This window comes from Pseudomonas sp. WSY_20, from assembly GCF_043104335.1.
Classification (GTDB): domain Bacteria; phylum Pseudomonadota; class Gammaproteobacteria; order Pseudomonadales; family Pseudomonadaceae; genus Aquipseudomonas; species Aquipseudomonas parafulva_B.
In genome coordinates this window covers 1-23,899 of record NZ_JBICKP010000047.1, presented here as the reverse complement: position 1 = coordinate 23,899, position 23,899 = coordinate 1, and the positions used below count along the sequence as shown (strand labels likewise).

At 63.7% G+C, this 23,899-nt stretch carries 19 protein-coding genes; 9 read left to right on the top strand and 10 right to left on the bottom strand.

The features are described 5' to 3' along the window. The 4 genes from ACF8E5_RS12460 to ACF8E5_RS12445 all read right to left on the bottom strand — a co-directional run. A partial coding sequence (locus ACF8E5_RS12460; RefSeq protein WP_392475365.1) for a transposase occupies positions 1-191 on the bottom strand: 191 nt, incomplete at its 3' end. Between the two features lie 157 nt (positions 192-348). Then, a complete protein-coding gene (gene ggt, locus ACF8E5_RS12455; protein WP_392475364.1) occupies positions 349-2,016 on the bottom strand; it encodes a gamma-glutamyltransferase in 1,668 nt (555 codons plus the stop codon). A gap of 110 nt (positions 2,017-2,126) precedes the next feature. After that, complete coding sequence (locus ACF8E5_RS12450) at positions 2,127-3,032, bottom strand: LysR family transcriptional regulator (protein ID WP_058639884.1); 906 nt, start codon at positions 3,030-3,032, stop codon at positions 2,127-2,129. A gap of 82 nt (positions 3,033-3,114) precedes the next feature. After that, the gene (locus ACF8E5_RS12445) at positions 3,115-3,705 is read right to left on the bottom strand and encodes an NAD(P)H-dependent oxidoreductase (RefSeq protein WP_078477999.1); all 591 of its coding nucleotides are present in this window, start codon (positions 3,703-3,705) and stop codon (positions 3,115-3,117) included. A 159-nt stretch (positions 3,706-3,864) separates the two neighbouring features. Between ACF8E5_RS12445 and ACF8E5_RS12440 the strand changes: the two genes are divergently transcribed. After that, positions 3,865-4,179 carry a putative quinol monooxygenase gene (locus ACF8E5_RS12440; protein ID WP_058604855.1) on the top strand — a complete coding sequence of 105 codons (315 nt, stop codon included), beginning with the start codon at positions 3,865-3,867 and terminating at the stop codon, positions 4,177-4,179. Here ACF8E5_RS12440 and ACF8E5_RS12435 read toward each other — a convergent pair. After that, a complete protein-coding gene (locus ACF8E5_RS12435) occupies positions 4,169-4,933 on the bottom strand; it encodes a sulfite exporter TauE/SafE family protein (protein ID WP_196186664.1) in 765 nt (254 codons plus the stop codon). The genes ACF8E5_RS12440 and ACF8E5_RS12435 overlap by 11 nt on opposite strands. A gap of 77 nt (positions 4,934-5,010) precedes the next feature. On the opposite strand from ACF8E5_RS12435, the gene ACF8E5_RS12430 reads away from it, so the two are divergent. From ACF8E5_RS12430 to ACF8E5_RS12400, 7 genes are all read left to right on the top strand, one after another. Continuing rightward, on the top strand, positions 5,011-5,898 hold the full coding sequence (locus tag ACF8E5_RS12430; protein ID WP_058604853.1) for a LysR substrate-binding domain-containing protein: 888 nt from the start codon (positions 5,011-5,013) through the stop codon (positions 5,896-5,898). A gap of 95 nt (positions 5,899-5,993) precedes the next feature. Continuing rightward, positions 5,994-6,599, top strand: a complete 606-nt coding sequence (locus ACF8E5_RS12425; RefSeq protein WP_196124815.1) for a CDP-alcohol phosphatidyltransferase family protein — start codon at positions 5,994-5,996, stop codon at positions 6,597-6,599. A gap of 30 nt (positions 6,600-6,629) precedes the next feature. Beyond that, positions 6,630-8,384, top strand: a complete 1,755-nt coding sequence (locus ACF8E5_RS12420; protein WP_392475363.1) for a bifunctional alpha/beta hydrolase/class I SAM-dependent methyltransferase — start codon at positions 6,630-6,632, stop codon at positions 8,382-8,384. After that, positions 8,385-8,816 carry a hypothetical protein gene (locus tag ACF8E5_RS12415; RefSeq protein WP_078477996.1) on the top strand — a complete coding sequence of 144 codons (432 nt, stop codon included), beginning with the start codon at positions 8,385-8,387 and terminating at the stop codon, positions 8,814-8,816. 10 nt (positions 8,817-8,826) lie between these two features. Further along, positions 8,827-9,450: a lysophospholipid acyltransferase family protein gene (locus tag ACF8E5_RS12410; protein ID WP_392475362.1), complete on the top strand. Its 624-nt coding sequence runs from the start codon at positions 8,827-8,829 to the stop codon at positions 9,448-9,450. A 1-nt stretch (position 9,451) separates the two neighbouring features. Further along, on the top strand, positions 9,452-10,384 hold the full coding sequence (locus ACF8E5_RS12405; protein WP_392475361.1) for a phosphatidate cytidylyltransferase: 933 nt from the start codon (positions 9,452-9,454) through the stop codon (positions 10,382-10,384). Between the two features lie 155 nt (positions 10,385-10,539). After that, on the top strand, positions 10,540-10,884 hold the full coding sequence (locus ACF8E5_RS12400) for a cupin domain-containing protein (RefSeq protein WP_023534343.1): 345 nt from the start codon (positions 10,540-10,542) through the stop codon (positions 10,882-10,884). 60 nt (positions 10,885-10,944) lie between these two features. On the opposite strand, the gene mmsB is transcribed toward ACF8E5_RS12400, so the two are convergent. Both mmsB and ACF8E5_RS12390 read right to left on the bottom strand, forming a co-directional pair. Further along, positions 10,945-11,832, bottom strand: coding sequence for a 3-hydroxyisobutyrate dehydrogenase (mmsB, locus tag ACF8E5_RS12395; protein WP_058639892.1), 888 nt, complete (start codon positions 11,830-11,832; stop codon positions 10,945-10,947). 10 nt (positions 11,833-11,842) lie between these two features. Then, the gene (locus ACF8E5_RS12390; protein ID WP_058639893.1) at positions 11,843-13,369 is read right to left on the bottom strand and encodes a CoA-acylating methylmalonate-semialdehyde dehydrogenase; all 1,527 of its coding nucleotides are present in this window, start codon (positions 13,367-13,369) and stop codon (positions 11,843-11,845) included. Between the two features lie 133 nt (positions 13,370-13,502). Here ACF8E5_RS12390 and ACF8E5_RS12385 point away from each other — a divergent pair, with 133 nt between their 5' ends. After that, positions 13,503-14,465 (top strand): LysR family transcriptional regulator, encoded by a 963-nt coding sequence (locus tag ACF8E5_RS12385; RefSeq protein ID WP_392475360.1) that lies wholly within the window; start codon positions 13,503-13,505, stop codon positions 14,463-14,465. A 12-nt stretch (positions 14,466-14,477) separates the two neighbouring features. Here ACF8E5_RS12385 and recD read toward each other — a convergent pair whose 3' ends face one another. From recD to recC, 3 genes are read right to left on the bottom strand one after another with little or no spacing between them, the layout of a single operon-like run. Next, positions 14,478-16,553, bottom strand: a complete 2,076-nt coding sequence (gene recD / locus ACF8E5_RS12380) for an exodeoxyribonuclease V subunit alpha (protein ID WP_392475359.1) — start codon at positions 16,551-16,553, stop codon at positions 14,478-14,480. Then, on the bottom strand, positions 16,550-20,227 hold the full coding sequence (recB, locus tag ACF8E5_RS12375) for an exodeoxyribonuclease V subunit beta (RefSeq protein WP_392475358.1): 3,678 nt from the start codon (positions 20,225-20,227) through the stop codon (positions 16,550-16,552). The genes recD and recB overlap by 4 nt, the downstream gene beginning before the upstream one ends. Then, positions 20,224-23,703, bottom strand: coding sequence for an exodeoxyribonuclease V subunit gamma (recC, locus tag ACF8E5_RS12370; protein WP_392475357.1), 3,480 nt, complete (start codon positions 23,701-23,703; stop codon positions 20,224-20,226). The genes recB and recC overlap by 4 nt, the downstream gene beginning before the upstream one ends. Positions 23,704-23,899 lie beyond the last annotated feature (196 nt).

Sequence of the window (23,899 nt, the reverse complement as noted above, 5' to 3'; positions counted from 1 at the left end):
TTGAACTCGGCGCTGTAATGGCGGCCTGTTTTCTCCAGACTGGCCTGACCGTGCGTACGGTAGGCCGCGACCCAGCGACGAAGGAGCGTCGGATCCATTTGGAACTGTGCGGCAACATGGCGAAAGCCATACCCGCGATCAAGAAAGGCCTGAATGGCTGACAGCTTGAACTGCTTTGAATACCTGCGCATAAAAACCCCAAAAGTGGACGGATGTCCAACATTTGGGGCGCAGTTCAATCCTGTGGGAGCGGCCTTGTGCCGCGATAGGCCGCACAGCGGCCTCAGCTTTTGTTGCGGTCCCCAGCCATTGGCTGAATGCCAGCACTCCGGCGCGCCATCAGCCTTTTCACTTCACTACCATCCCTACCCCACGACCACGTGGGTCGGACGCGGTCTCAAGCGTCTGTCCATTGACCCGAATGGCCTGGATGTCGCCCATCTCCCAGCCTTGGTCCTCCAACACATAACCCATCTTGTTCAGATCAGCGGCCACCTGCCCGGTCAGCGGCGCATAGCTGTCGAAATAGATCGTGTCCTTGGGCAGCAACTGGTGGTGCACCCGCTGCGCAGCCACTGCCTTGTCCAGCGGCATGCCGTAGTCGTACAGGTTGTTCATCACCTGGAAAATCGAGGTGAAAATACGCGACCCACCCGGCGTGCCGATCACCAGCTCCACCTTGCCGTCACGGGTCATGAGGCTGGGGCTCATTGAAGACAGCATGCGCTTGCCCGGCTCGATGGCATTGGCATCGCCACCGATTACGCCGAACGCATTGGCAGCACCTGGCTTGGCGCTGAAGTCGTCCATCTCGTCATTGAGCAGGAACCCGGCCCCCTTGACCACCACGCCACTGCCGTAATCGAGGTTGAGCGTGTAGGTGTTGCTGACTGCATTGCCGGCCTTGTCGACGATGGAGAAATGCGTGGTCTGGTGCGGCTCCAGCCCTGGCTTGACCTGATCGGTGGCGGAAATGGCCTTGGGATTGACCTGCGCTGCGCGCTTGGCCAGGTAATCCTTGGCCACCAACTGGTCCACGGGCACTTTTGTAAAAGCCGGGTCGCCAAGGTAGTCGGCCCGATCGGCGAAGACGCGCTTTTCAATCTCGGCCAACAGGTGGATGTACTGCGCAGAGTTGTGCGCCACACCCTTGAAATCGGCGGCACGGTCCTCCTTGATGCCCAGCAGCTGGGCCAGGGCAACGCCACCGGAACTGGGCGGAGGCGCGGTGTACACCACATTGCCGCGCCAGCTGACGGCCATTGGCTCGCGCCACACGGCCTTGTAGTCCTTCAGGTCCTGCTTGGTGATCAGCCCATTGTCGGCCTGCATCTGCGCCACCAGCAGGTCGGCGGTCTTACCCTGGTAGAACTCGCTCACGCCCTTGTCGGCGATGCGCTCGAGGGTCTGGGCCATCTCGGGTTGTTTGAACAGCTCACCGACCTTCATGCTGCCGAAGTAGTCGTTGAAGTTGGTGGCGGTCTTGAACATGCCCTGGGCATCGTTGCGGTACTGATACTGCTTGTCCGCGACCTTGAAGCCGTTTTTGGCGTAGCCGATGGCCGGTGTCAGCAGCTCGCTCCATGGCAGCTTGCCGAACTTGCGATGGGCCTCCCACAAGCCCATCACCGTGCCTGGTACGCCCGCAGCACGGGCCCCCACCAGGCTCAGGTTCTCGATCACTTCGCCCTTGTCATCCAGGTACATGTTGCGCGTGGCCGCCTTGGGCGCCACTTCACGGTAGTCGAGGAAATAGGGCTTGCCGTCCACGAACAACGTCATGAAACCACCACCGCCAATGTTGCCGGCCTCGGGGTAAGTGACTGCCAGCGTGAATGCGGTGGCTACCGCGGCATCGACCGCGTTGCCGCCTTTTTTCAGGATATCGGCGGCTACCTGGGCGCCGTACTGATCAGGCGCGGCGACAGCCCCGCCCTCCAGGGCAACGGCGTACACCGATGAGCTGCCCAACAGCGCGGCTGCCAGAGCCAGGTACTGGGAAGGGACGCTACGCATGACACATTCCTTGGGGGTTGTTCTTGTGGGACCGTCAGTAAGACCCAAGCGTCAGGCCTGTGCAATCTCACCGTCGAGAACGCGCCGCCCCTAGGCAGCAGATGTCGCGTTCAGGCAACTGAACAGGCGTAGATCGCCAACTTGCGCTGGATGAAATCCAGGAAGCATTGAATGCGCAGGGCCAGTTGGGTATTGCGGTAGTACACCGCATGGATGGGCTGACGGTGGCCGTTACTGGCCTGGGGCAGCACGACCTGAAGACGGCCGCTGCGAATGTCTTCGTGGGTCATGAAGTGCGACAGGCTGACGATGCCCTCCCCGGCCAGCGCCAGCTGGCGCAGCGTCTCGCCGCTGGACGCGACCAGCGTGGGCCGAATGGTCCAGTGCTCGCCCTGAGCATGGCGCAGAGGCCATTGGTTCAACGTCTCGGGTTGGCTGAAGCCAAGCAGGCAGTGATCGGCCAGATCCTCGACCCGCTGCGGTGTGCCGTGACGCCTCAGATAAGCCGGGCTGGCGAGTACCTGCACCGGGCTGCAACCCAGGTTGCGCGCGTGCAGGCTGGAATCGGCCAGCTCGCCGATGCGAATGGCCACGTCGGTACTGTGCTCTAGCAGGTCGATGATCAGGTCGTCGGTGTTGAGCGCCAACTCGATGCCGGGGTACTGCTGCCGGAACTCGCCTATCCAGGGCACGATGGCGTGAAGCATGAATGGCGTGGCCGCGTTGACCCGCAGGCGACCGGTGGGCGTCTGCCGGTTCATCGCCAGGCGCTCTTCCAGCTCGTCCATCTGCCGCAGCACCTGCCTTGCCTGTTCGAGAAAGAACCGTCCTTCCTCGGTCAGGTCCATGCGCCGGGTGGTCCGGTTGACCAGCGTGGTGCCCAGCTTGGCCTCCAGGCGCGCCAGGGTTCGGCTGACTGCCGAGGGCGTCTGGCCCATCTGCGCGGCCGCTGCTGAGATCGACCCACCGTCGATGACGGCGACGAACACCTGGAGTTCTTCGGATCGGGTTTTCACATCAAGGCCTGTGGATAGAGTCGCCAGGGTCTAGATAGCCGCTTGCGCGAGGGAAGTCCAGCGATGCCCACAAGGCAGAGGCCTACTGAGCCTTGCCAAACACGCGGTCCAGGTGCGCTTGATAGGCTGCCAACGCGGCCGGGACATCCGGGCGCTTCATGACGTCGGTGGCCAGGAAGGTCGGCAAGCCGCTCATGCCCAGGAACTGCTGCGCCTTGTGGAAAGGGAAGTACACCGCATCCACACCTTTGCCCTCGAAGAAGTCGTCAGCCTCGTCGAACGCTTGCTGCGGAGCATTCCACGTGAGCGACAGCATGTACTGCTTGCCTTGAATGAGCCCGCCACTGCCGTATTTTTGCGTGTGATCCGAGCGAGTACGACCATCACTGGCATACAAGCTGCCATGCCCGGCAGTGAAGACCTCATCGAGGTACTTCTTGACGGTCCAGGGGGCGCCCATCCACCAGCCTGGCATCTGGTAGATCACCACGTCAGCCCAGAGGAATTTCTCCACCTCCTCCTGCACGTCATAGCCCCCGTCGATAAAGGTCTGACGTACGTCGAAACCTGCACGGTCAAGGTGCGCCAGTGCGGCCTCGTGCAGGGTGGTATTGAGCTGCCCGGCGGAATGGGCAAACTGTTTGCCGCCGTTGAGTAGCAGGATGTTTTTCATAGGGGCCTCCCGGACCTGGACACTGATTGCAGGCAAGCAGGTTAAAGTCAGGCCCGGTTGGGAAACAGCCAATAAAAGGCAAAATACATTTGCCTCAAGATCACGAATCGACAGGGATTATTGCTTTAATCTCTAGCACTCCCGAAGCAGGAGAACGTCATGAACGAGCAGTACGCCTTCATCCTTAAAGCCAAGACACGCCCGGAAATGGCAGAAGCCTTCGAGCAACTGTTCCGGCCCTATGTCGAGCCCAGCCGCCGCGAACCCGGCTGTATCGAATACCACATGCTGCGCGATCAGCAGGACCCGAGCCTGTTCGTGTTCTTCGAAGTCTGGGCGAACAAGGCGGCACTGGATGTGCACTCGGCCCTGCCGCACATGGCCGCTTTTTTCGACCGGCGCATGGATTACCTGGAGCGCGACTTCGAAATCCAACGGGTCGACATGCTCAGCGGCTCATCCGCTAACCGTTGATCAGCAAATGCACGCCCAGCAGCATCAGGCCCACGAAGAAACAGCGGCGAAACATCTGTGCGCTGACGCGTCGACGCAGCCACTGGCCCGCCTGCATGCCAAGCAGGGCGGGCACCACCACCAGTAAAGAGGCACCCAGCGCCGGACCGCCGAGTACGCCCTGCCCGGCAAGGCCGAAGGCCAGCGCCAGGGTGGACACCGTAAATGCCAGCCCAAGGGCCTGAATCATCTCATCACGGTTAAGACCAAGGCTTTGCAGGTAAGGCACTGCCGGCATCACGAACACGCCCGTGGCCGCACTGATCACTCCGGTAGCCAGGCCGCAGACAGGACCTAGCCACCCTTCCCGTTTCCGCGCAACGCGCAAGGCCGGCCCAGCCAGCCCGTAAACGGCATAGAGCATCAGTGCACCCCCCAGTGCGTGCGCGGCCCAGGCGCCACTGCTGATGCCCAGCCACACACTGCCCAGCAAGGTGCCGATGAAGATCATGGCCAGCATCGGGCCCAGCCTGCGCAGCAACGCCTGCAAATGCCCCCCAGCCGCCAGTTGCCAGAGGTTGGTCACCGTGGAGGGGACAATCAGCAACGCAGCAGCCTGCGCAGGTGGCATAGCCAGGCCCAGCAGCCCCATGGCAACGGTTGGCAGGCCGAGCCCGATCACGCCTTTGACGGCACCTGCCAGAAGAAAGGTGGCAAATACCAGCGCAGTCAACAGTGGGCCAAGGTCTTGGTAAAACGCTGTGAAGGTCATCATGTGCCCATCATGGCGAATGCATGACGTGCTGAACATCTGTCATATTCGTGGTCAGCCTATTGCCCAGACAGAGCCTCATGCATTTTGACCTCGTTGACCTGACGCTTTTCCGGCACACCGTTGAGTGCGGCAATATCACCGCCGGCGCTGGGCGCAGCCACCTTTCGCTACCGGCAGCCAGCGCCCGGATTCGTGCCATGGAAGCGTCCCTGGGCGTTGCACTCTTGCTGCGCAATCGCCGGGGTGTCTGCCCCACGCCTGCGGGGCAGGCCTTGCTGCAACATGCCCGGCTCATCGCGCAACAGGTCGAGCGCTTGCAATTCGACCTGGGTCAGTACGCGCAAGGGCATCAGGGCCAGGTGCGCTTGCTGTGTAACACCGCGGCCCTGACCCAATACCTGCCCGAACTGCTGGCGGCCTATCTGGCCGAGAACCCTGGGATGAGCGTGGATGTGCAGGAGCACCCGAGCTTGCGCATCGTGCAGGCCATCACCCAGGGCATGGCCGACCTGGGTATCATCTCCAGCGCAGCCCCTAGCGAGCATCTACAGACACGACCCTTTCGTGACGACCCGTTGGTACTGGTGACGCCGAATGATCACCCGCTCGCCAACCTTCCCACGCCGCGCTTCGTCGACAGCCTGGCCCATGGTCATGTCGGTCTCGGGCCGGCCAGTGCCCTGGCCCTTTACCTGGAAGAGCAGGCGCTGCGTGCAGGCCAGCGCATGCGCGTCAGGGTCCGCGCCGAGGGCTTGGAGGGTGTGTTGCGCATGGTCGCAGGCGGTGCCGGCGTCGGCGTCGTACCCCTGGCGGCGGTGCAGCGCTGGCAAGGGGTGTTGCCGCTGCGGGCCATGGCACTGCAGGAACCCTGGGCTAACCGGAGGTTGCTGTTGTGCGCGCGGGACTTCGCGGCCCTGCCAGGCTATGCAGCGGCATTGGTGGGGGTATTCACCGAGCGGACCTGAAACTTCTTGCAGCGCAGTCATGGTACCTGCGGCTTTACCGGCCACCAGGACTGCACCAGAATGCGCGACAACGCCCCACCAAAAAGGACTTGCCAGTGGCATCGATCTACCAGCTCAAACCCCGTTTCCAGGCCCTGCTGCGGCCTCTGGTGCAGCGCCTGTATGACCGGGGCATCACGGCCAACCAAGTCACGCTCGCCGCTGCCGTAATCTCCGTTGCGCTAGGGTTGTTGCTAGCGGCCCTGCCTCACCTCCACGGTTTGTTCATCCTGGTGCCAATATGGATGCTGCTGCGCATGGCACTCAATGCCATCGACGGCATGCTGGCGCGCGAATTTGGCCAGCAATCCACCCTTGGCGCCTATCTGAACGAGCTGTGCGACGTGATCGCCGATGCCGCCTTGTACCTGCCGTTCGCGCTCTTGGTGGGCGTGTGGCCGGCGCTGGTGGTGCTGGTGGTGCTGCTGGCGACGGTCAGCGAATACGCGGGCGTAATGGGCCCCTTGGCAGGTGCATCGCGCCGTTACGACGGGCCCATGGGCAAGAGCGACCGCGCCTTCGCCTTCGGCGTACTGGGTACCGGTGTCGCCCTGGGTTTGCTTGACGGCACCTGGGTCAATGGATTGCTGCTTGTGATCCTGGCGCTCTGCCTCTATACCCTCTACAACCGGGTGCGTCGCGGGCTGGCTGAAACCCGCTGAGTCTTCGCCCGTCGCATAAGGATATCGACCATGCGCCAAGCGCAAAGCCTGCATTTTTCCACCCATGACGGTGTCGAGCTGCACTACCGTCACTGGCCTGCCACGCGCAACGAACACCAGCCGCGTCGGGCGGTGGTGATGTTCCACCGCGGCCATGAACACGGCGGGCGAATGGCCCACCTGGCCGATGAGCTGGCCATGCCGGGCTATGACTTTTTTGCCTGGGATGCCCGCGGCCACGGCCTGTCGCCCGGCGCACGCGGGGACAGCCCAGGCTTTGCGACCAGCGTGCGCGATGTGCAGACGTTCATCGAGCACATTCAGGCCCGCCACGGGCTGGCCGAACAGGACCTGGTGGTGCTGGCGCAGAGTGTCGGCGCGGTGCTGGTGGCCACCTGGGCGCATGATTACGCACCCAAGGTACGTTGCCTGGTGCTGGCGTCTCCGGCGTTCAAGGTCAAGCTGTACGTACCTTTTGCCCGCCCTGGCCTGAAGCTGCTCAAGGCCGTGCGCGGCAATTTCTTCGTCAACAGCTACGTCAAGCCACAACTGCTGACCCATGATCCGGAACGGGTCATGTCGTACAAGGCAGACCCGCTGATCAGCCGGCCCATTTCGGTGACCATGCTGCTAGGCCTGTATGAAGCCGCCGAGCGAGTGGTGGCCGACGCCCAGGCGATTCAGCTACCCACGCAACTGCTGGTCTCCGGTGCAGACCTGGTGGTCGAGCGCGCACCTCAGCAGCGCTTCTTCGACCGGCTGGGCAGTGCGCGCAAGGAGATGCACGTGCTGCCAGGGTTCTTCCACGACACCTTGGGCGAGCGCGAGCGGACACACCCCTTGCGCCGTATTGAGCGATTCGTCGAGCACTGCTTCGCCTGCCCGGTCGAACGGCTTTCGCTGCTCGATGCGGACAAGATCGGCGCCAGTTGCGCCGAGGCCGAGAGCCTGGCCGCGCCCTTGCCCCGCCACTCGCTGCGCGGGCTTTACTGGCGCGCCACCCGTGCAGGGCTGCGCTTGGGCAGCAAGGTAGCGGACGGCGTGCGGCTTGGCTTCGACACGGGTTTCGATTCGGGCAGCACACTGGATTATGTGTACCGCAACCAGCCCGCGGGTAAAGGCGGGCTGGGCCGCCTGGTCGACCAGAACTACCTCAATGCCATCGGTTGGCGTGGCATTCGCCAGCGCAAGGTGCATGTCGAAGCGCTGCTGCGCCTGGCCATGGATCGCCTGCGCGATGCCGGCCGCCCGGTGCACATCGTGGATATCGCAGCCGGCCATGGCCGCTACATTCTCGAAGCCCTGCAACAGGTCGATCAGCGCCCTGAGTCAATCCTGCTGCGCGACTACAGCCCGCTCAACGTGCAACAAGGCGCCGCACTGATCCAGGAAAAGGGCCTGGGTGACATTGCCCGTTTCGTTCAGGGCGATGCCTTCGACCGCCATAGCCTGGCGACGCTGGAACAGCCTCCGACGCTGGCAGTGGTGTCAGGCCTGTACGAACTGTTCGCCAGCAACACCTTGGTGAGCCATTCACTGGCTGGCCTGGCCCAGGCGATGGAGGATGGCGGTTACCTGGTCTACACCGGTCAACCGTGGCATCCGCAACTGGAGATGATTGCGCGCGCCTTGACCAGCCACCGGGGTGGCCAGGCTTGGGTGATGCGTCGCCGCAGCCAGGCAGAAATGGACCAGCTGGTTGAAGCAGCGGGCTTTCGCAAGGTGACCCAACGCATCGACGAGTGGGGGATTTTCAGTGTCAGCCTCGCTCAACGGGTGCGCTGAGTGGACCTTGTGTTGGTCGCCAGCCTGCTGCGCCGGGGTCGGCAACTGGCAGGGCTCTCGGACGGCATGACCCTGCTGGCGCTCGGGTTCGGCCTGGTGCCGTTGCTCGGCGCGGCGCTGTCGCCCTGGTCGGTTGTGCCGTGCCTGCTGCTCGTTGGCCTGGGCATGCTGCACAAGTACTGGGCCATTCGCGTTGCGCTCGATGCCGAGCTGTTCGCGCACCTGGCCCAAAGCCAGGACCTGGCGGCAGACATGCAGGCGCTGGACCGCGCGTTGTTCGACCATGGGCTCAAGCCGCAGCCGACCGATGCGCGTACCTGGCCGCTGCGCAGCCGGGCTGCGCTCGGCCTGCTGCGTCGCCAGGCCCTGTGCCTGGGCCTGCAACTCACGGTGGCCTTGGCTACCGTGCTGATACTGTCTATCAAAGGATGATGAACGCTCCATGCTCGCCAACTTCACCGCCTACCTGATCACTTCGGCCGCACGCCTGATTACCGGGGCGCGAGCCCTCTGGCTGGGGTGCACGCCCCTTCCGGTGCAGCGGCTGTACTTTGCCAACCACAGCAGCCACGGCGATTTCGTCCTGCTGTGGGCATCGCTGCCCCAGACGCTGCGGCGTCGCACTCGGCCGGTAGCTGGCGCCGACTACTGGGCCAAGCCGGGTATTCGCGATTTTCTCATCCGCAAGGTGTTCAATGGCGTGCTGATCCAGCGACAACGCGACGAAGGCCAGGGTCACCCCTTGCAACCGGTGCTCGATGCCGTGGCCCAGGGCGATTCGCTGATCTTCTTTCCCGAAGGCACACGCAACCTCAGCGATGAGCCCTTGTTGCCGTTGCGAAGTGGCCTGTACCACCTGGCGGCGGCCCACCCACAGGTCGAGCTGGTGCCGGTGTGGATCGCCAACCTCAATCGGGTGATGCCCAAGGGACGCGCCTTGCCGTTACCGTTGCTGTGCACCCTGAGTTTCGGCGAACCCTTGCACCTGCAGGCCGACGAAAGCAAGCAAGCCTTTCTGGAGCGGGCTGGCCAGGCCCTGCTCGATCTAGCCCCCAAGGACGTTTGACATGCACGACAATACCTTCGCGCTGTTCGCCGGCATCGGCGCCCTGCTGCTGCTCGCCAGTGTGATCGGCCGTGTCCTGAAATGGCGCGCAGGCCCCGGGCCCCATGCGGTGATCGACAACCTCAACGCCCGCGTCAATGCCTGGTGGGTCATGGTGCTGGTGATCGGCATCGCCTTCGTCTTCGGCAAATACGGCGTGATCGTGTTGTTCTACGGCGTGTCGTTCTACGCCTTGCGAGAATTCATGACCCTCACCCCCACCCGGCGCAGTGACTACCCCGCCCTGGCAGCGGCGTTCTATATTGCGCTGCCCGTCCAGTACGTGCTGATCGCCATGGACTGGTATGGCCTGTTCAGCATCTTCATTCCGGTCTACCTGTTCCTGTTGCTGCCGATCCTGGCAAGCCTGGGGGGCGACACCACGCGCTTTCTGGAGCGGGCTTCCAAGGTGCAGTGGGGCTTGATGATCGCGGTGTACTGCGTGTCGGCGGTACCGGCGCTGATGACTCTGGAGATTCCCGGTTTTGAAGGGCGCAACCTGCTGCTTATCGCCTGGCTGATCGTGGTGGTGCAGCTCAGTGATGTGCTGCAGTACGTGTGCGGCAAGCTGTTCGGCAAGCGCAAGGTGGCGCCAAACCTCTCGCCCTCCAAAACCCTCGAGGGCCTGGTGGGCGGCGTGGCACTGGCCACGCTGATCGGCGCGCTGCTGTGCTGGATCACGCCGTTCAGCTTCTGGCAGGCTGCCCTGATGGCCCTGGCGGTCAATGCCATGGGCTTCTTTGGTGGGCTGGTGATGTCGGCGATCAAGCGCGACCGTGGCGTGAAGGACTGGGGGCATATGATCGAAGGCCATGGCGGCATGCTCGACCGCATCGACTCGGTCTGCTTCGCTGCACCGGTTTTTTTCCACTTCGTGCGTTACTGGTGGGCTTGAAGCGGCGCCAACGCCTGGTAGCGAACTAGCCTGTAGCCTGAGCTGAATCTGCATGAACAGCGCGGCCAGGCACCTGGACGTCGACTTCAGGCAACTGCACGGGCGCTTCAACACCTATGGTGACGGGTCATTCAACCAGTCACAGGAGTTGTGCCATGTCCGATTTCATCACCGTGCTGCGTGAAACCTGCCCCACCCCGGTCGTGGACGCTACCAAGTGGAAACGTATCGGCGGCGACCCGCACACCGTGAACCTGAACGCCTACCTGTCAGCCGACGGCAGCAAGATCATGGGCACCTGGATCTGCACCCCAGGCAAGTTCGAAGTCAACTATGACAAGTGGGAATACTGCCACTTCCTCGATGGCTACTGCATCGTCACCCCGGAAGGCGAGGAACCGAAGCACCTCAAGGCAGGTGACGTGTTCGTGATCGAGCCAGGAATGAAGGGCACGTGGGAGGTGGTCGAGACGGTGCGCAAGTACTTCGTCTTCGCCTGATTCGCAGGCGCAGGGGGCGCGATGAGCCGCCCCCTGCACGTTCATGACGTGCCCCTTTGCTCACTGTGGCTTGCGATAGGCCTCAATGATGGCTGAAAAGTCCTTGCCACCCTCCCCACGCAGGCTCATGGCCTGATACAGCTGTTGCGCAACGGCGCCAAGGATCACAGGCTGGCGGGCCTGACGCGCAGCTTCAGTGGCCAGCCCCAGGTCCTTGAGCATCAATTCGGCGCCGAAGCCGCCGGTGTAGCCACGCGAAGACGGCGCCGTGTCGATCACGCCAGGCCAGGGATTATAGGTGTCGGAGCTCCAGCAGCGTCCGGTGGAGCTGTTGATGATCCCTGCCAGCACCTGGGTGTCGATACCCAAGGCATTGCCCAGTGCCATGGCCTCGGACACACCGATCATCGAAATGCCCAGCAGCAGGTTGTTGCAGATCTTGGCGATCTGCCCCGTCCCCACTTCGCCGCAGTGCACGATGTTGCGGCCCATTTGCTCGAGCACCGGCTTGAGCGCTGAGAACAGTGCGTCGCTGGCCCCGACCATGAACGTCAGCGTACCGGCCGCCGCCCCACCCGTGCCCCCTGAGACCGGTGCATCCCCCATGTCCACGCCCTTGGCGGCCGCCGCCTTGGACACCTCGCGGGCGGTTTGCGGGTCGATGGTGCTGCAATCGACGGTAGGCGTGCCAGCTCGGATCCCGGCCAATACCCCATCGTCATCGAGGTAGACGCTGCGCACGTGCGCGGCGGCCGGCAACATGGTGATGACCAGGTCGCTTTCGGCCACCGCCTCGCGTGGTGAGGCGCTGACCTGCCCACCCAGGGCGCCGAGTTCTGCCAGTACCTCCTTGTTCAGGTCGAACAGGGCAAGGTGGTGACCGGCCTTGATCAGGTTGCGGGCCATGGGGGCGCCCATGTTGCCCAAGCCAATGAATGCGATACGCATGTCGTGCTCCTTAGCGCAGGCTGATGGTGGTGTTCACGCCGTCGTTGATACTGTCGTCATCGAACCAGCGGGCGGTAACCGTCTTGGTCTGGGTGTAGAACTGCACCACCTGCTTGCCGTACGGCCCCAGGTCTCCCAGCTTGGAGCCGCGCGAGCCGGTGAAGCTGAAGAACGGTACGGGTACCGGGATCGGGATGTTGATGCCCACCTGCCCGACGTCGATCTCGCTCTGGAACTTGCGCGCCGCCGCGCCGCTCTGGGTGAACAGACCGGTCCCGTTGCCGAACGGGTTGGCATTGACCAGTGCGATGGCCTCGTCGAGGGTATCGACCTCGAGCGTGACCAGCACCGGCCCGAAGATTTCCTGGGTATAGACCTGCATGTCGGTGGTCACCCCGGAGAACAAGGTGGGGCCGACGAAGTTGCCTTGCTCATAGCCCGGCACCTTGACGTCGCGGCCATCGAGCTCCAACGTGGCGCCTTCTCGGATGCCGCTCTCGATCAGGCTCAGTACACGCTCCTTGGCCCGCTTGGACACCACCGGCCCCACATCGGTACCCGGCTCGCAGCCAGCGTTGACGCTGAGCTTGCTCGCCGCCTGCTTGATGTCCGGCAGCCATTCGCGGGCCTTGCCCACCAGCACCGCGACCGAGGTGGCCATGCAGCGCTGGCCTGCGGCACCAAAGGCCGCCCCTACAAGGGCATTCACGGTCTGCGTACGGTTGGCGTCCGGCAGCACCACGGCATGGTTCTTGGCGCCCATCATCGACTGCACGCGCTTGCCATGCTGGCTGGCCAGGTTGTAGACATGGGTACCCACTTCGGTCGAGCCGACGAAGGAAATCGCCTTGATGTCCTGGTGCGTGCACAGGGCATCGACCACGGCCTTGCCCCCATGGACGACGTTGAGCACACCGGCCGGCACCCCGGCCTCCACGGCCAGCTCGACCAGCAACAGCGTGGACAACGGGTCCTGCTCGGAGGGCTTGAGCACGAACGTATTGCCACAGACGATGGCCATGGGGAACATCCACAGCGGGATCATCGCGGGGAAGTTGAACGGTGTGATGCCGGCGCACACCCCGATCGGCTGGCGCAAGGTGTAGGTATCGACACCGCCTGCCACGTTTTCGGCGAATTCGCCCATTTGCAGGGTGCCGATGGAAGCCGCGTGCTCAACCACTTCCAGGCCACGGAAGATATCGCCCTCGGCGTCGGCCAGTGTCTTGCCCTGTTCGGCGCTCAGCACCTGGGCGATGCGCTTGCTGTGCTCACGAATCAGCGCCTGGAGCTTGAGCATGATGCGCATGCGCGCGCCAATCGGCGTATGGCGCCAGGTCAAGAAGGCGCGCTGTGCCGCTGCCACGGCGGCATCCACCTCCTCGGTGGTGGCGAACGGAACACGCGCCAGCACGGCCTGGGTGGCCGGGTTGACGATATCGCGCCACTCGCTCGTTCGGGACTCCACCCATTGGCCATCGATCAGCAGCTTGGCCTGCTCGACCTTGGTCTGGTCAGGGGACTGGGGTGCGTTCATCTGCGTTCTCCTTGGAATTATTGTCAGGACGAGATCGCCAGCGCCGTCGCTAACGCGGGGTGGCGTGAGAGGGCATGTTTCGAGTATAGATGTGCAAACATCCTACAAGAACGCATAAAAATTCCGGATCATCATGCAAAAAGACCTCACATCCCTGAGCGCGCTCAACTGGGACGACTTGAAGTTCTTTCTTGAAGTAGCCCGCACCCGCAAGGCCAGCAGCGCGGCCAAACGCCTGAGCGTGGACTACACCACCGTCTCGCGGCGCATCACGTCGCTGGAGGGGGCGCTTGGCACCTTGTTGTTCGAAAAATCGCGCACCAGCGGTTTTGTGCTGACGGCAGAAGGCCAACGCCTGCTCGGTTATGCCGAGGCCATCGAGAGTACGCTGCACATGGCGTGCGAGCAGGTATCAGGCTCCGGGGTGGCGCTGTCGGGGCATGCGCGCATGGGCTGCACCGAAGGCTTCGGCAGCTTCTTCATCACCCCGCAGCTGAGCCACTTCGTCGATGCATACCCGGCGATTTCAGTGGATATCCTGCCGCTGCCGCACTTCATCAGCCTGTCCAAGCGCGAGGCAGACATCGTCATCGCCCTGGAACGCCCGGAACACGGGCCCTATGTATGCTGCAAGCTGTGCGACTACCGGCTGCGCCTGTACGCCACCCAGGCCTACCTGGACAGCCACGCGCCGATCCAGGCCGTTGCCGACCTGGCCGGGCATCCCTTCATCAGCTATGTCGACGACCTGGCTTTCAGCTCCGAGCTGCTGTACCTGGCCAACCTGATCCCTGGGGCCACGGCCCACCTGCGCAGTACCAGCGTGATTGCCCAGTACACCGCGGCGCTTCAAGGTCGGGGGCTGGCCATTCTGCCGTGTTTTCTGGCCGCGCAGGACCCGCGGCTGGTCACGGTGCTGCCCGATCAGGTGGAGGTGACGCGGCAATTCTGGATGTATTGCCGCGAAGACCTGCGCAAACTCAAGCGCATCACCTTGTTGTGGGACTACATCCGCGAGGTGACCGAAGCCAATGCCCCACTGATGATGGGGCAGGATACGGTGATGCGTTTTGCCGAGGCCTGCACCCAGCCCTGACGGCGCTCGCCCTCACACCTGCTCGAGCATCAACCCCGAGATACGTCGAACCTTGCGCTCCACGGCTTCCTCGAAGATGCCCTGGCGAGGTTCCACCAGGCTGAAGCAGTGCTTGGCACGGGTGATGCCGGTGTAGATCAGCTCCTTGGTCAGCACCGGATTGAGTGCGTCGGGCAGGACCAGTGCGGTATGGCCGAATTCCGAGCCCTGGGATTTGTGCACGGTCATGGCGAACACGGTTTCCACCTCGTTCAAGCGGCTGGGCAGTACAAAGCGTACGCCACCCTTGCCATCGTTGCGGGGAAAGGCCACGCGCAGCAATGGCTTGCCCTGTTCGTCCGGCAGGCACAGGGCGATGCCGATGTCGCCGTTCATCAAACCCAGCCCATAGTCGTTGCGCGTGACCAACACCGGGCGGCCCTCGTACCAAGGCTGCTGGCTGTCGATCAGGCGGGCGTTGTGCAGCACCCGCGCCACGCGCTCGTTCAACCCTTCAACGCCCCAGGCGCCGCGGCGCACGGCGCACAACAGCTGGAAATCCTCGAAACTGTGCAAGACCTTGGCAGCCCAGCGCTCCCACGCAAGGTCGTCGAAGGGAGTGTCCAGCGCCGGACGCTGGCTGCCCAGTGTACGCAGGTAGCTGCGATAGCCCTGGGGGCCTTCTGCGCCGCGGTCCAGGCCGTCGAGCAGCAGGCGATCGAAGGCGCGGTCATGCTCCTGTTTCAGGGCCAGGCTGTGGACGTCGGGCGGCGGCATGGCCAGCAGGTTGCGCGCCGCATGGCTTTGCTGGCGGTTGACCAACCGGGCGAGCTGGCCGATGCCGCTGCCTTCGCCGAAGCGCCGGGAAAAACGCAGCATGACCACTTGCTGAGCCAGTGGGTGGCGCTGTTCATCACCTGGCTCAAGACCGCTTTCAGACAGCGATTGCCCGCCGATATGCTCCAGCCATGCTTGGGTCGCTGGGGAGTAGCGGCCCTGCTCGGCATCCCGGCACAAATCACCCAGCACCGCACCGGCCTCCACCGAGGCCAGCTGATCCTTGTCACCCAGCAGCACCAGCCGTGCCTTTGGCGGCATGGCATCGAGCAGGTTGGCCATCATCTCCAGGTCGATCATCGAGGCTTCATCGACCACCAGTACGTCCAGGGGCAGCGGGTTGGCGGCATTGTGACGGAAATGTCGCGAGCCTGGACGGCTGCCGAGCAGGCGGTGCACGGTGCTGACTTCAGTGGGGATATGGCCACGCACGGCGCTGCTGACCTGCAGACGCTCGACTTGCTGGCCAATGGATTCGGTCAGGCGAGCAGCGGCCTTGCCCGTGGGCGCCGCCAGGCGGATGCGCAACGGCCTGCCCGCTTCCACTGCCGGGGCCTGGAGCAAGGCAAGCAGGCGTACCACGGTGGTGGTCTTGCCGGTGCCAGGCCCACCGGTGATGATGCTGAACCCGGCGCGCGTGGCCAGGGCGCAGGCAAGCTTCTGCCAGTCCACCTGCCCTGCGAGGCTGCCGCCCTCGAACAGGGCGTCCAGACGCGCCGCCAGGTCTGGGGGTATGGCGTCGGCCTGGGTCAGGCGTTGGCGCAATGTGCTGTCGATGCGTCGTTCATAACTCCAGTAGCGGCGCAGGTAGAGGCGTTCGCCGCTGAGGACCAAAGGCCGTGTGTGCTGCCCGGGCGCATCGGCGGCTGCCACCAGCGGGCTTGCGGCAATGCGCTGGCGCCAGGCGTCCAGGTCAAGGCCGGCCAGCAGCTGGGAGGGCAACAGCAGCGGGCCGGTCAGTGCATCACCCTCAGGCGGTAACGAGAGCGCGAAGTCAGGTTCGGCCAAGGTCTGCTGCAAGTCCAGGCAGACGTGCCCATGCCCCAGTTGATGGCTGGCAAGGGCGGCGGCCAACAGCAACAGCGGGTCACTGCCCGGCACAAGCGTCTCCAGAAATGACACGAAAGCACGGTCCAGCGGCCGCAACCAGCCGCGTTCGACCCAGCGATCGAGCAGTTGCAGCAGGTCACTGCTGCGGTGTTGAGGGGCCAGGGCCAGTAGGTGCTCGGCTTGCAGGGGGGTGGGCAGCAGGTCGAGGAGGCTTCGGCTCATGGGGTGTCTCCGGCGAACAAATCATGCTGAATAGGCGCGTGCTCGCCGCGAAACAACGCATCGAGGGTTTCGATCAGCTCGCGCGGGGGCTTGGCGTGATAAATGCCATGCCCGCTGCTGTTGGCCCCTCGCAGGAAAATGAAAAGGGCCCCGCCGACATGAAGGTCGTAGTCATAGTCCGGCAGGCGGGCGCGCAGCTGTCGGTGCAGGGCCAACAGGTACAGCACGTACTGCAGGTCGTAACGATGCTCGAGGATGGCTCGCTGCATCGCGGCAGGGTCATACGCCTGGATGTCCGGGCCCAACCAGTTGGATTTGTAATCGGTCACGTAGTAGCGCCCCTGCAGCTCGAACGCCAGGTCGATGAAGCCCTTGAACATGCCGTTGAGCAGCGTCGGCTGCGCAGCTGGGCGCAGTAGCCCTGGATGGGTGTAGTGGGCCACCAGGCGGTCGAGTTGCTGGGCATCGACCTGATGACTGGCAAACCAGAACTCCATCTCGACCTGATAGTGGGTGAGCTGGCTGAGGGTCACGGTCAGGCCGTTTTGCGCCACTGGCATCGGTGTGTCGAGCAGGCCTGTGAGCCACTGGGTCAGCGTCGGTATCCAGCCCTCCCAACCGCGCCGGTTACAGCGCTGGCCCACGGTGCGGGCCAGCGCTTGCGGGTTGTCGCGCACCTGGGCAAAGCCTTCGCGCCCGGCCCACTCCAGCAAACCGTGGAGGAACGTGCCGGGGTTGGGACCGCGCGGGAAACGGTGGATGTCTCCGCTGTCGGCCGGGACCTCGCGTAGAACCTGGGTATCGACGCGCTCATCATCGAGCAGTTGTTGCGCCAGGGAACTGTCGACGCCCAGCGCCTGTTCGCCGATCCGCAGGGCGCTGTAAGAGGCGATCCACCACTGTTCGGCCGCCGCGCGGCGGGGCATACGGGCTGGAACCAGCTGATGCTGCAACTGCGGTGTGTGGTAGGCCGCCCGGTCCGCCTCCGGAAGCCCTGGGCAGGTAATGTGCGCGCTGGTATCGGCCAGTGCTTGCAACCAGTCTGCCAGTTGCTTGGAGTCGGCAAGCTCAGCGCCGCCGCCCAGCAGGTAGCCGAGCGCCGAGCGATGCAGGGTCGAGCGCTTGTGATTCCCGCGCTTGAGGTCGGCCACCCCCAGCCAGCAGGCGTGCTGGGCACGGGTAAGCGCCACATACAACAGGCGCAAGTCTTCGGCCAGGCGTTCGTCATCGGCGCGCTCGATCTGCGTGGCGTCCGGCGTCAGGGTCAAGTGCGCATTGCCTTGACTGTCATGCCAGGCGAGCGGCAGGCGGCTACCGTCCACCGGTTTGCTGGAGCAGATGAACGGGAGATACACCAAGGGGTATTCCAGGCCCTTGGACTTGTGGATGGTCACCACCTTGACCAGTTGTTCGTCACTCTCCAGGCGCAGGATCTGCTCCTCGCCAGCCTGGCCTGAACTGGCCAGGTGATCGGCCAGATGCCGGATCAGCGCCTGCTCACCGTCCAGCTCGCCAGCGGCCTGCTGGAGCAACTCGGCCAGGTGCAACAGGTTGGTGAGCACTCGCTCGCCGTCCGTGCGGCGAATGAGCGTTCGCGGCAGTTCGAAGTCATGCAGCAACTGGCGCAGCATGGGCAGTACGCCCTGGCGCTGCCACGTGTCGCGGTAGGCGCGAAACCGCATCACCCAGCTTTCCCACACCCGTTCGTCCTGGTTCAGGCGATCAAGCGCCGGCAGCGACAGGTCGAGCGTCAAGCTGGCCAACGCCGCCTTGAGCAGACGCTCGGAGTCCGGCTCTGCGCAGGCTTTGAGCCAGGCCAGCAGGTCATGGGCTTCCTGGGCGGCGAACACCGAGTCCTTGTCGGAGAGGTAGACGCTGCGCACGCCTCGGGCAGCGAGCTCCGTGCGGATGCGTTGCGCCTCGTGGCCATCGCGCACCAGGATGGCGATGTCCGAAGGCAGGCACGGGCGCAATTGGCCATTGGCGTGCGCAAAGCCTGCCGCGCCGCGTTGACTGGCGTTGAGCAGGCCCACGATGTGGCTCGCGCAACTGGCGGCCATCTGCTGCCGGTAAACGCCCACCGAAACCGGCTCGTCGCTGGGTAGTTGCCAGCACTGAAGTGCGGCGCAGGGTTGCCCTTGAAGCATCAATTGCTCGCTGCGGCCCTGGGCGCGCACGGCAACGAAGGGCAGAGGGTTGTCGTGCGCCTCCCGAAAGAGGAAGGCGCCACGCCCGCCGGGACGCGCCTCGGCTTGCTGGAACACCTGGTTGACCGCCGCGACCATGCCTTCGCTGGAGCGGTAGTTGGTGTCCAGGCTGTGCAAGCGCCCTTGGGTCGCGCGCCGGGCAGCGAGGTAGGTGTAGATATCGGCACCGCGGAAGGCGTAGATCGCTTGCTTGGGGTCGCCGATCATGAACAGGCCGGTGTCGCCGTGGTTCTCGCCGATGCGGTAGATGCGTTCGAAGATGCCGTACTGGACCGGATCGGTGTCCTGGAATTCATCGATCATCGCCACCGGGAACTGCTCGCGAATCAATCCGGCCAGACGCTCGCCTGCCTCGCTGTGCAGCGCCTGCTGCAACCGCAGGAGCATGTCATCAAAGCCCATTTCCGCGCGGCGCCGCTTCTCCACTTCGAACTGCGCCGAAACCCAACTGGCGGCATGTTCGAGCAGCGCTGCATCCGGACTGGCTAGGCCCTGCAGGTCCTGTTGCAGGGTTTGCATGGCATCGAGTGCAGGGTGCGCTGGCGGCTCGCCGACTTTCCAGGCCTCGGCCAGGCCCGCAGGGGTCAAACGGGTGAAACCTGTGCCCAGGTCAAGTTCTACGCACTGCTCGTCGTTGCACCACAGGCACAACTTGTCGAACCAGGGTTCGAAATAGCGGGCCTGCATTTTCCTGCCATCCACGTGCTTGGCGGCCACGGCGTCGCGACACAGCTGTCGCAGCTCCGGTGCCCAGGCAGCCCAGGGCCTCTTGAGCCGGGCCAACTGCTCATCGCGGGCCTGCAACGCCTCAAGGATCAATGTCTCGGGCTCAGGCCCTTGGTGGGCGGCACGCACCCTGCCAAACAACGGGCGAATGCGGGGCAAGAGCGCGGCAGGGCTGACCCAATGGCTACGTACCCACGCCAGGGCCTGGCTTTGCATGCCGTAGCAGAAACGCCGCCAGTAATCGCGCACCACCTGCCCCAGCAGTTCACTGTGGTCGGTTTCCAGGGTCTGGGTGAACAGGCTACCGCTGTCGAATGCGTGCTCACGCAGCATGCGCTGGCACCAGCCGTGAATGGTCGATACGGCAGCCTCGTCCATCCACTGCACAGCCGTTTCCAGCCGGGCGGCGCTGCTTGGCCAAGCGTGCTCTGGATAATCGTCACGCAGTTGCGCCAGCAGCGGGTCGACGGCTTCGAGTTCACCGCGGAAAAACCGCGCCGCCTCGGCCAGCCGAGTCCGGATACGCTCGCGCAACTCCTTGGTGGCAGCGTCGGTGAACGTGACCACCAGAATCTGCGGCGGCAGCAGCTCTCGTTCGAAACCCCGCTCGCCACCATGGCCGAGGATAAGGCGCAGGTACAAGGCCGAAATGGTGAATGTCTTGCCGGTTCCCGCGCTGGCCTCGATCAGCTGACTGCCATGCAAGGGGAAATTCAGGGCCAATGGCCGAGCCTGGGTCATGCGTTTTTCTCCGGGTTGCCCAGGGTTTGCCAGGGGGCGTCGAACAGGGGGCGGTACAAGGCCTCGCACCATCCCTCGAAGGTTTCGTCGGCCGTGAGCGCGGCGAAATCGCGGAACTGCCGGGCCAGGGCAACGCTTTCACCGCGCTCGCCGGCACCCGTGCGTTCGTCGCCTTCGTAAGCACGGGCAGCGGCAGCCATGGCTTTGTCCGGCTCGTCCTGGGCGAGCCAGGCGAATGCCGTCTTAGGCGCCACTGGCAGCGGTGCACACATGCCTGCCTGGCGTGCCACCAGCAGTTCTCCCAACAGCTGTGCTGCCGCTTGCTGGCCGACTGGCGCCAGTAGCAGGGTCACGTCACTGGCTACCAGCGCAGTGTGATAGGCGTATCCTGCGGCGCAGGCGGCAAGGTGTGTCACCCATGGCGCGATGAGGCGATGCCATTTGAGGCTGTTGCGCCCTGCACTGATGGTGTTGGGGACCGGGGTGATGCTCAGCACGCTCTGGTCATCGCCTTGGAACACGCGGCCCAGCCAGCCCTCCAGCCGATGAGGACCGTGTTCGAAATGCACGGGCAGTGCGCCCTCAACCTGCCGCGGCCAGCGTTCGAGCAACTGCCCATGGCGTTGCAGCAAGTCAGGCAGCGGCTCGATTAGGTCGTGCTGCAAGAGCTCGCCAAAACCGGCCAAGGGCAACAGGCCCTGGGCCTGCAGGCGGCGTGCTTGCTGATGCAGGGCACGCTGGGCATCCTCGGGTGCGCTCAAGGCTGCGCTGAGTAATGCTTCACTTGCGCCATAACGTTGCAAGGCGTCGAGTACGAAAGGCTCTTCGTCCGGCGTGGGCGCTTCGAGCGCTTCGAAGTAGACCTTGAGCCGCTGACTGAAGAAGTGCCGCACTGGGTGCCTCAGAAAATCGGCCAGCTGGTTCAATGTCAGCGGCTCATCATCCTGGTAGGGCGTCAGCTCGGACAGGTCGTGAGGGTCGTCGCTGTGGGCCTGGTGTAGCACTTGCCACTCGTGCGCGTAACTGAACAGCACGCTGCCTTGTTCGAAATAGCGCAGGCTAAACGGCTGCAACGGGTGTTCCTGGGTCAGGGCGTGAAGCAGTTGCTGGCCCGGATCGTGTTTGGTGTCGGCTTGCGCATCAGCCAGTTGCCATCCCGCCGCGATGTGATCGCGAAGCTGGCCGATCAGTACCGAGGCAGGACGCTCGCTGTTGTCGCGGATACTGCGGCCCACCCAGCTCACGTAGAGCTGGTCCTGGGCCGACAATACGGCTTCGAGCAACAGGTAGCGATCATCTTCCCGACGCGAACGATCACCTGGGCGATAGTCGGTGGCCATCAGGTCGAAATCCAGCGGTGGCTGCGCGCGTGGATAGTCACCGTCGTTCATGCCCAGCAGGCAGACCACGCGAAACGGGATGGCCCGCATGGGCATGAGGGTACAGAAATTCACCGAGCCTGCCAGAAAGCGCTGGGACAATTTGCCTTGATCCAGGCCCGACAACCAGGCCTCGCGCACCACCGTAAGGGGCAGTGGATCTTGCAGGTCCACGGTTTCGCAGACATCCAGCCACGATTCGCGCAGGTCCTGCAACTGGATCAGCAAGAACTCGTCCTGCTCATCCTCGGCCAGGAAGAAGACGTGCAGCAGGGCATTGAGGCGTTCGCTCCACTCGCCGGCGTTGGCCGGGGATGACAAGGTTTGGCACGCCACTTCCAGCGCATCGAGCAACGCGACAAGCGGGCCAATCAGCGCAGCGTCCAGCCCGCCTATCTCGTCATAAGGCTCGATGCCATCGCAGGCATCACCCACACCCACGGCATACCCCAGCAACATCCGCCGCAAACCAAAGCGCCAGGAGTTCTGCTCGAGCCCTTCCGGCAAGCCCAGGCTGGCCCGTTGCTCGGCATTGAGCCCCCAGCGAATGCCGGCCCCTTCGATCCAGCGGTGTAGGGTGGGCAAGTCGCCTTCGCGAATGCCAAACCGAGCCCGTACTGCCGGCACGTCCAGCAGGTCCAGCACTTCGCTGACGGCAAAGCGGCTTTCGGGAAGTTTGAGCAGGTGCTCCAAGGCGATCAGCAGCGGCTCGCGGCCACGCTGGCCCTGGTCGGTCAAGGTAAAAGGGATGTAGCGAGGGTCTTTACGCTGCACCTGGCCGAAGACGGCCCGTATGTGCGGTGCGTAGCTATCCACGTCGGGCAACATGACGATGACGTCGCGTGGACGCAGTGTGGGATCTGCGCTGAAGCGAGCCAACAACTGATCGTGGAGAATCTCGACTTCCCGTTGCGGGCTGTGCGCAACGTGAAAGCGCACCGAACGGTCGCGGCGTGCATTGACCGGCGGCCACTGCTCACGGGATTCGGCCAGCGGGCGCAATTGAAGGATATCGTCCTGTAGCTGGTTGAGCAGCGTTACGGGTGAGCCTTCGGTGAACAGGTCGATGCGTCCATCGCTGAAGACACCCTGGTAACTTCCTGGGTCGTCGTAGCTGTCGAGCAGATTGATGTAGTCGCGGCCTTGCTTGCCCCAGGCTGCCAACAGGGGATGTGCGTGTTGGTGCAGTGACTGGTCATCGAGTTCCAATGGCATGCCGGGCCGGCGTTGCTGACGCTTGTACTGGTGCCGCAGCAAGTCCTTGTCGGCCACGATATCGGCCCAGTGATGGCGACAAGGATTGTGCACGCATAACAACACCTGGCTGAAACGGGCGAGACCGGCCAGCGCTTCGAGCGTCTGGGCCGGCAGCGAGGAGATACCGAACACGATGACCCGCGCGGGCAGGTTTGCCGGGGCCTGCTTCAGGTCGTCGATACAGGCCATGAACCGCTGGTGGACGCCGGCACGGCTCTGGGCCATGCCCTGCTCGCCTACGTCCTCCAACAAGGCACGCCACAGCTCTGCCTGCCAGCAGTTATCCACAGGCAATGGCTTGCGTTCGCTGCGTGCAGTATTGAGCACATGCCGTCCTGCGGCCCACTCTTTCAACCAGTCGGCGCGGTATACCTGATATTGGTCGAACAGGTCGGCCAGGCGCTCGGCGAGCTGATAGCGTTTGCGCAGATCGCTGTCGTCAGTCAGAAAACGCCGCAACGGCTCGAAGTGCGGCCGCTCAATCAGCTCGGGTAATAGGCGCATCAAGCGCCAGGTGAGCGGTGCCTTGTCGAGCAGCGACACTTCCGGTATCTGATCGCGGCCCAACACGGTGCGGTACAGCTGCCACATGAAACTACCCGGGAGCTGCATCTCGATGGCAGCGGCAATGCCACAACCGCCCTGGTCATCCTCTAGGGGGTCTTCGGCCAAAGCGAGCTTGAGCCATTGGGCGATACCATTGCTCTGAACCAGCGCGATTTCGTTCTCTAGAGGCGCCAGGGGGTAACGGCGCATCCAGCTCACCACCAGGCTGCGCAGGTCGTCGGGGCGATTGCCGTGGACGATCATGAAGCCAGGCTGGAGGTGAGTACTGGACATCGGCAGGTCTCTTTAAGGGCGAGTTGACTTGGGCAGGAACGATATCACGGCGCGGGTCAAGGGGGGGCCGTAGCAAGGTGTGGAAGCGTTGATGCGGGGTATTTAATGCTCCAAGGCATAGCAGTCGCGTGCTCACACCTGCTGCTCAATGGCGGTTGCTCGTTTGACGACACCGACGCTGATACGTAAGTTTTTC

Bases quoted from the DNA above. Each gene is read 5' to 3' on its own strand.
- ACF8E5_RS12445 (WP_078477999.1), bottom strand. From the start codon at position 3,705: ATGAAAAACATCCTGCTACTCAACGGCGGCAAACAGTTTGCCCATTCC.
- ACF8E5_RS12440 (WP_058604855.1), top strand. From the start codon at position 3,865: ATGAACGAGCAGTACGCCTTCATCCTTAAAGCCAAGACACGCCCGGAA.
- ggt (WP_392475364.1), bottom strand. From the start codon at position 2,016: ATGCGTAGCGTCCCTTCCCAGTACCTGGCTCTGGCAGCCGCGCTGTTG.
- ACF8E5_RS12405 (WP_392475361.1), top strand. From the start codon at position 9,452: ATGCACGACAATACCTTCGCGCTGTTCGCCGGCATCGGCGCCCTGCTG.
- recC (WP_392475357.1), bottom strand. From the start codon at position 23,703: ATGTCCAGTACTCACCTCCAGCCTGGCTTCATGATCGTCCACGGCAAT.
- ACF8E5_RS12400 (WP_023534343.1), top strand. From the start codon at position 10,540: ATGTCCGATTTCATCACCGTGCTGCGTGAAACCTGCCCCACCCCGGTC.
- ACF8E5_RS12390 (WP_058639893.1), bottom strand. From the start codon at position 13,369: ATGAACGCACCCCAGTCCCCTGACCAGACCAAGGTCGAGCAGGCCAAG.
- ACF8E5_RS12410 (WP_392475362.1), top strand. From the start codon at position 8,827: ATGCTCGCCAACTTCACCGCCTACCTGATCACTTCGGCCGCACGCCTG.
- ACF8E5_RS12385 (WP_392475360.1), top strand. From the start codon at position 13,503: ATGCAAAAAGACCTCACATCCCTGAGCGCGCTCAACTGGGACGACTTG.
- ACF8E5_RS12420 (WP_392475363.1), top strand. From the start codon at position 6,630: ATGCGCCAAGCGCAAAGCCTGCATTTTTCCACCCATGACGGTGTCGAG.
- ACF8E5_RS12430 (WP_058604853.1), top strand. From the start codon at position 5,011: ATGCATTTTGACCTCGTTGACCTGACGCTTTTCCGGCACACCGTTGAG.
- mmsB (WP_058639892.1), bottom strand. From the start codon at position 11,832: ATGCGTATCGCATTCATTGGCTTGGGCAACATGGGCGCCCCCATGGCC.
- recB (WP_392475358.1), bottom strand. From the start codon at position 20,227: ATGACCCAGGCTCGGCCATTGGCCCTGAATTTCCCCTTGCATGGCAGT.
- ACF8E5_RS12435 (WP_196186664.1), bottom strand. From the start codon at position 4,933: ATGATGACCTTCACAGCGTTTTACCAAGACCTTGGCCCACTGTTGACT.
- recD (WP_392475359.1), bottom strand. From the start codon at position 16,553: ATGAGCCGAAGCCTCCTCGACCTGCTGCCCACCCCCCTGCAAGCCGAG.